This is a genomic window from Caldisericum sp., assembly GCF_049967455.1.
GTDB classification, from domain to species: domain Bacteria; phylum Caldisericota; class Caldisericia; order Caldisericales; family Caldisericaceae; genus Caldisericum; species Caldisericum exile_A.
The window spans coordinates 1-6788 of sequence record NZ_JBMFSR010000049.1; the positions used below are offsets into that span (position 1 = coordinate 1).

Annotated in this window: 9 protein-coding genes; all 9 read left to right on the top strand. The window is 35.7% G+C overall.

The annotated features are described in order from the left end of the window. Positions 1-718: 718 nt before the first annotated feature. The 9 genes from ACP5SP_RS07065 to ACP5SP_RS07105 all read left to right on the top strand — a co-directional run bounded on the left by ACP5SP_RS07065 (position 719) and on the right by ACP5SP_RS07105 (position 6618). The gene (locus ACP5SP_RS07065) at positions 719-916 is read left to right on the top strand and encodes a hypothetical protein (RefSeq protein WP_428076338.1); all 198 of its coding nucleotides are present in this window, start codon (positions 719-721) and stop codon (positions 914-916) included. A 363-nt stretch (positions 917-1279) separates the two neighbouring features. Further along, positions 1280-2539, top strand: coding sequence for a hypothetical protein (locus tag ACP5SP_RS07070; protein ID WP_428076339.1), 1260 nt, complete (start codon positions 1280-1282; stop codon positions 2537-2539). Between the two features lie 11 nt (positions 2540-2550). Further along, complete coding sequence (locus ACP5SP_RS07075; RefSeq protein WP_428076340.1) at positions 2551-2859, top strand: hypothetical protein; 309 nt, start codon at positions 2551-2553, stop codon at positions 2857-2859. A gap of 332 nt (positions 2860-3191) precedes the next feature. Beyond that, the gene (locus ACP5SP_RS07080) at positions 3192-3608 is read left to right on the top strand and encodes a hypothetical protein (protein ID WP_428076341.1); all 417 of its coding nucleotides are present in this window, start codon (positions 3192-3194) and stop codon (positions 3606-3608) included. Positions 3609-3713: 105 nt separating this feature from the next. Next, positions 3714-3929, top strand: coding sequence for a hypothetical protein (locus ACP5SP_RS07085; protein ID WP_428076342.1), 216 nt, complete (start codon positions 3714-3716; stop codon positions 3927-3929). A gap of 32 nt (positions 3930-3961) precedes the next feature. After that, positions 3962-4228, top strand: coding sequence for a hypothetical protein (locus tag ACP5SP_RS07090; protein ID WP_428076343.1), 267 nt, complete (start codon positions 3962-3964; stop codon positions 4226-4228). Between the two features lie 10 nt (positions 4229-4238). Further along, positions 4239-4646 (top strand): hypothetical protein, encoded by a 408-nt coding sequence (locus ACP5SP_RS07095; RefSeq protein WP_428076344.1) that lies wholly within the window; start codon positions 4239-4241, stop codon positions 4644-4646. Positions 4647-4811: 165 nt separating this feature from the next. Beyond that, positions 4812-5390, top strand: a complete 579-nt coding sequence (locus ACP5SP_RS07100; protein ID WP_428076345.1) for a hypothetical protein — start codon at positions 4812-4814, stop codon at positions 5388-5390. 382 nt (positions 5391-5772) lie between these two features. Beyond that, positions 5773-6618 (top strand): DUF6345 domain-containing protein, encoded by an 846-nt coding sequence (locus ACP5SP_RS07105; protein WP_428076346.1) that lies wholly within the window; start codon positions 5773-5775, stop codon positions 6616-6618. Positions 6619-6788 lie beyond the last annotated feature (170 nt).

A 6788-nucleotide genomic window follows, 5' to 3' on the forward strand; every position in this document is an offset into this window, starting at 1 on the left:
CCTACTTGTTTAAGGTTTGTTAGAATAATTTTCTTTTAGCTTCATATCCACCATTTTTATCTATTATTGCCTCGGTTGTTTCCTATTCACGATGTTCAGGACTTCGGATTATCCCTCACAATGTGAGCACTCATAAAGAACGATTCGTTTTCCATCAGGATTTCTATCTCATAGATTCCCAAAGTGGAGACATTGTAGGCTTGGGAGGCAGTGTAGTAAAGTGGATATTGCCAAAATAAAATTAAAGCTCCCACACCGAACTTTTTTCACTCTCAAACGTTATATATGTGAGGAAATGATTTTATGAAGAAGTTGCAAAAATTCTCCCAAATTTACCGAACTTTTTTGCAGGATTCGGAGTCTTAATCCTTTGTAATCCACGATCCTTATCAGTGGATTCTATATATGAGAGGAGAAATTTATGAGAAGAATATTAGCGCAGAAATAAATCTGCTGAGAAGGATCACAGACTACAGAGGAATAAAATAGCAGAATTATTAAGAGGTATGTTTTAAAGGAGGTGGTGCAATATGAGAGTAGCATAGAAAGTAAATAGGAAGTTGAATTTTGAACAAAAAATATTAAGATTTTAAGGAGGTTAATCATTAAAAAAGTAATTAATATAAGTTTAATCGTTTCAACTCTTGGGTTGTTTTCGTTGCAAAATTGTTTAGCTGTCACCGGTAATTACAGTTTTGCTGGTGTGCAAATTAGCGCTATGAACTATGACGGAATCAAGGCAACTATTTCTTATGCAAACCCTAATCTTGTATCAAACAATGACTTTTCAGGCGAGAATATAAGCTTAGCAGACAACAATGGTTCTTGGGTTGAAGTAGGATGGATGAAAGATCCTAACAAAGGGGCTTATTCTCCAATGGCTTTTTTGAGAATATGGTTGTTAATGACACGATAATATTTTATTCACTAACTCCTACTACACATACATATGAATTGGTTTTCGTTGGAAGAAGGGCAGACAATAGTGCTGTTTTTCGTTTCTATTTGGACGGTAATTTAATGGATGGAACAGGAATAATAGCTCCACAATATCTATGGCCACAAGCAAAAGGTGAAGTATATAATACTACTGCATCATACTAAGATATGGGACCTGCAAGTATTTCAAATATACAATTAAGATATGCAGATTTTTATGTGTTTTGGAAAGACCAGTATCCGACTTTAAATACAACTACTTTTGCATATCCTCCATACCAGCCGTTTATTTTTGATAAGTATTACAATATTAGTAATAAAAAACAATAAGGAGGACAAAATGAAAAATATAGTAAAGCTCTTTATAGTTATTATCGTAGCCTTCGCAATAATTATCTCTCCTGTGTGGCTTAAAACAAGAACATTGAAGATAAGAAATGCAACTCTTGATGTTTCTAATATTGAGACAGTTAAGGCAATAAATAGCCAGTTCAAAATGGCTGAAGTTAATAAACCGAACATTCCACTAACAAGAGGTGTCTTTTACGACCCATATGGTGATTATTTAAATTATCTTCATTTTAATAATGACCAGCAAAGTTGGGTCCTCACGATTACTTCTCTTGACGGAAGAATAGTAAGAACTATTGATTTAGGTGCGCATAAATCAAGCTCTAGTGGGCGTGGCAAGATCTGCTTTGATAAGAATACCATTTATGTTGGGGTTGACGAAATGATTATTTTTATTAGAAGAAAAGATTACTCAGTCGAAAGAATACAACTTTCTCCACGGAAATATGATATAAAAAGTGACCTTATACCAAACAGGGATACAAGCGATAGTTCAATTATAGACATAGAAAAAGTCGGCAAATACATTGTAATATCGAGGAACAATGCAAATGGGATTCTTCTCTTTGATGTTGATAGAAGGAAATTTGACGAATGGAAACTACCAGAGGAATTTGGTTCAGTGAACAAGATCATAAAGTTTAGTGAGGATATACTCTTCGTGACAAATTTCTATTCAGGGAAGGGTAGTTATTTAATACAGGACCAATTTGGGAAATTAAACCTCGCAACGAGAGAGTTTTATATTTTCTCACAACCAGTGCAGAAGCTTTTTGTTGTGGAAAACAGCGTATGGGGAGTTGATATAAAGGGTAACTTATTCGTTTTAGACAATGAATTAAAGCATGCAAAAACATATAACTTTGGCGTGTTTATTGTATCTGGGGTAGTACATTCGAATGGAAAAATTTGGTTTGTTGGAAGCGATGTCGATTCAATAGACGGCAAACCTCTCCTTTCAACAGTAAGTGATGATCCTCCAATAGATGCGGTAGAAGTTATAAATTTGAAAACCGATAAGCAGATCCTCTTTATTGGGTGTTTTGATCCCACAAAAGAGGATCTTGAAAAAAGCTATCTTCCAATATCTAAACCAAGGCCCGTTATTGGAATACATTCTCCTGACATAAACTTAGACAAGATCAACGGCGAATTCAAGAGTTCTATTACTATACCAACTGGCATAATAGATGCCGAAACACATGGAGTATTCTTATTTGCCGACAAAGTGTTTCAAATTAATAGATAAAGTAATTATTAATGAAGGAGGCAGTGCTTAAGCCTCCATTGTATATTGCCTGGGATGATTGGAGCCCGACTTGTAGAGGTATTTCTCCAAGCGGGAGATTCATCACGTTTGAGGGACCACCAAAGCTTTTTGATAGGAATACTAATATGTTAATTGAGTATAGAGGCGGATGGGATACGTTTACTTCAGAAAATATTATAGTCTCTGAAAATAGCATAGGCGTTCCTAAAGATATTTATCTTGGGCCTGTCCAGTGGATAAATGTCACATATATTGATAAGCTGCTTGAAGTATTGCACGGCGAAGAAAACAAACCTTAATACTTTCACTCGTTTACAATAATTAGATTTTAGTATAAGAAGACTAAGGCAAGATCTCGGGCATTGTAGAGTAAGACTTATTACTCATCAGGATTTCTATCTCATAGATCCTGAAAACGGAGATGTTGTAGGCTATGGAGGTAATGTAGTAAAGTGGATATTGCTAAAACAAAGATAAATATGGTGATGGAACTTTTTTGTTCCAAAAACGTTGTATGTGTGAGAAGTAAATTTTCCACAGGAGCGAAATCTCCCTCGGGAAGAGAGGTGATGAATGGTTAAACCGAGGGTAAGGCTCCGTGGGTAGGGGAGGCGAGGGAAACGAAAACATTTTGAAAAGTTTAAAAGAAAAATTAAAATTGGGAGGAGGAATAATTAGCAAGATTAAACAATTTTTTGTAAAAATAACTTGTGAGACAATAAAAGTAAGTATTGTTCTTATTGTTTTGCTATTCTTTTCTCTTATTATTACCAATAAGGTACTTGCTTTTAGCGTAACTAATCCATCACCGAATCCATTCAACCCTGGATTGGGACAAACATCTACGATTTCATTTTCCGTAGACAGTACACAATATGTTACAGTTCAAATAGTTAATCAGTTTACATCAAAAAACGATGCTTCTAAAACCTATCCTTATACTAATGTGTGGAACTCTTCTGATGCTGTAACCTATTATAAGGAGGTGGTGAAAGCACAGGTTGCAAGAATCTATGCTGTTGGAGGACAGACGTATTCTGCATCCTGAGATGGAACAGCCGATAAAGGAGGTTCCAATAATTTATGCCAGAGAGGAACTTATTATTTTAAGGTTATTCCAGAAAACAACCCTCAATATACAGTGTATAAATCGGTGAGTATTACTCAATGGAATTTAAACTGGCTTGCCTATATAAGACAGGCAAGAACGTGGCTTGAGACATATCCATATGTTGCATCGGGTGCTAATACCGTTTCAAGAGACAACGGTAAGGGAACAAATTGCACTGGGTTTGTTGCAACAGTATTTAGAGAAATGGGGTATAACTTATATTATGGTAATTTCCCTGCTGATGGCATATCTGTATAACAACATATACATCATGGGGAGGGGGTCCTTACATGCAAAATGACGGCAAGGAAACAAACTCCGATCCTAGGTATTATACTATTACTAAACAATCCAATATACTTGCTTGGTGGGAACTGGCGAAAGGTTATTTTACGCATGTAACCATTGCAACCTATAAAACTAGCGATGGTTGGTATATCATACATTCATCTAGTGCAAGAAACAAAGTTTATGAGGAACTCATCCCTTCGGGATATAAAACAACTTTTGATAAGCCAACAGTTTATCATTGGTTAGCAATTGGCAGAGGAAATTAGGAGGTGCCAAATGAAGAGAAAGATAGCAATAATTTTAGTTATTTTTGTATTGTTATTAACTTTCTTTTTTGATTTTTCATCCCATTTTACAAGAGTCTCTGCTGGAAAAGCGGAGCCAGTTCCTTATTTAATGTTAAAATGGGGAAGTGGAGAAAATGAGGTAGGTTTATCAGGTCCGTATGAGAATTTCTGGTATTTTGGTCCTGCAACCTTTGATGTGGATAAAGATGGAAATGTCTATATTGTTGACCAGTTAAATAAAAGAATTCTTAAGGTAAATAAAAAAGGAGAAGTGTTGGGAAACGTAAATATAGATAAACTCCTGTTTAGTGAAGATCCTATAAATTTACTGCCCGTTAAACTGATCGTAACTGATAAGTGTATGTTCCTTAAGTATTCTTATAGGGGGGGGTTCTAAAGCCCCGGATTTAGGGGATCTGGATTCGGACTATGTCTCAATAATAAAAGATAATGATATTAAAATTCTTGATGCAAAGAAACTTCTTGGATTCCCTATTGATGTGCTTATGTACCGATTGGGTGCTAACAAGATTGTTTTACGCCAAGTGTTCCTCCAGAAGACTTGCCAACATGGAAAGGACCCAAAGCAGTTATCGTTGATGATGAAGGTAGAACGCAGATAGTTAAAGAACTAAAAAATGGAAGTTTTGATGGTATAACACCAGGTGTTAACTTACTATTCAACAGATATAAGGATACATGGCTTTACGAGAATGCAAGGATAGAGGTTAAGGATCCTGAAACCGGGAGAACAATGTTTTTATCGCAACCTTTAGAGAATGGAGCCCCAGTCGATTCACTTGGTACGCGTTTCAACTCCGGGAGGATCGTCATGATGTATCAAACCTCAGACTCGTGGAATGAAGAAACAAAAACTGTTACAACTCATCTTGCTATCTTTAGCTTAAACCCAAAAACCGAAGAACACTATACTATGGTTATAGGAGAAGAAGACAGAAAGAACATTCTGCCTCCGCCTTTTTATTATAAAGAAGACTTTGTTCTTGGAGAAGATAACTATTACTACCATATACTCTATATGAAAGATGGACTTCTCATCTCAAGATTTGAGCCTGAATTGTCAACAACCACATATCAATACAGATTTGTCAAATTTACGAAGAGTTTTGGGAAAAATTAGCTGTTTATAATTGAGGTTCTGTATGCCTCTGGTCTTCTCAAGATCAGAGCATTTTTATGATTTGCAGCGTAAAATTGGACAAGTAGCATAAGCTTCGCTTAACTTTTCCAAAATTTTGGAATGTAATTATTCAAAAAAGGGAATTTTCCTAAACATTTTAGAAATTCTTGAAAAATATGGAACTTTTTTGGGAGTCTATATATACGAGAAGTAAATTTTCCACAGGAGCGAAATCTCCCTTGGGATTGGGGAGTGATGCTTTGAAACGAGGGCAAGGCTCCGGGATAAGGAGGAAAGGCGAAGAAAGATTTTATTAGAAAAGATAGCGAGTGTTGAATTTGGAAAAGAAAACAAAAAATATATTGTACAAGGAGGCATTGAAATGAAAAAATACAATTTATTAATTGCAGTTGTATTTATACTTTCTCTATCAATATGCGGACTATCGTTTTTCAATATTTATAAAGCAAGTGCTTCTGGTGGCTTAATACTTTATAGCGGGTTTGACGGCGTAGACGGGTATCAGTCGATAGGAGGTTGCAATTTTGGAGACCGTTATGGAGTTGAATATGTAAACAAATTAAAGAGTGCACTTGGTTCAGGCATCTTTATCAGTTCATTTTCACATGCTGATAAATATGCATGGGAAAATGACTTAACCGGTATTAATGCAAATTCTGTTGATTTTTTTGCTTTTGCTGGACATGGAGTCAGTGCCAATTTTTTGGGTAACGGAAATGCAGCAGCACATTTTTTTACTCAAAATAGCAGCAACCCACCTTATCATCCTTCACATTATGCCAATGCTGTAAATGCAGATTGGAGCGAAATTTCATGGGGTTCCCACGGAGGAAGCGGCTATCGTATAAAATGGGCTACAATGTATTGTTGTAATTTCCTGACAAATTTTGGTAATCAAACCTATTACAATAATCTAAAGCATATTTTTAATGGGGTACATCTTGTTATGGGATTTGCGAGTGAAATGTGGTTAGATTCGAATGAAGGTACTAAATACGGCCAGCTCATTGCACAGGACAATTCTTTTAAATATTCATTTTTTACTGCGGCCTATGAGTATCAGAACGGACACTTATCAAATACAATCGCAAGAGTAATGGGAGCAAACATTTCTAAAGACGATAAGTGGGATAATTTTAGTTCGAGCCCAGACCCTTTCTTGCAACACCCAGAGGAATATTCGTACTGGGATGAGCAGATTAACTAAAGGAGGCAGCAATGAAAAACAATATTGAAATTTTTATTATAACTGTTTTGATCGTTATGGCAAGTTTATCATTTTCTGGATGTACTAAAAATAAATATAGTGAAAACCCTGAATTACTTCCTTCACTTAAATTGCCTTCTTATGGTGGTTTCATTCCACATGATTTTGGT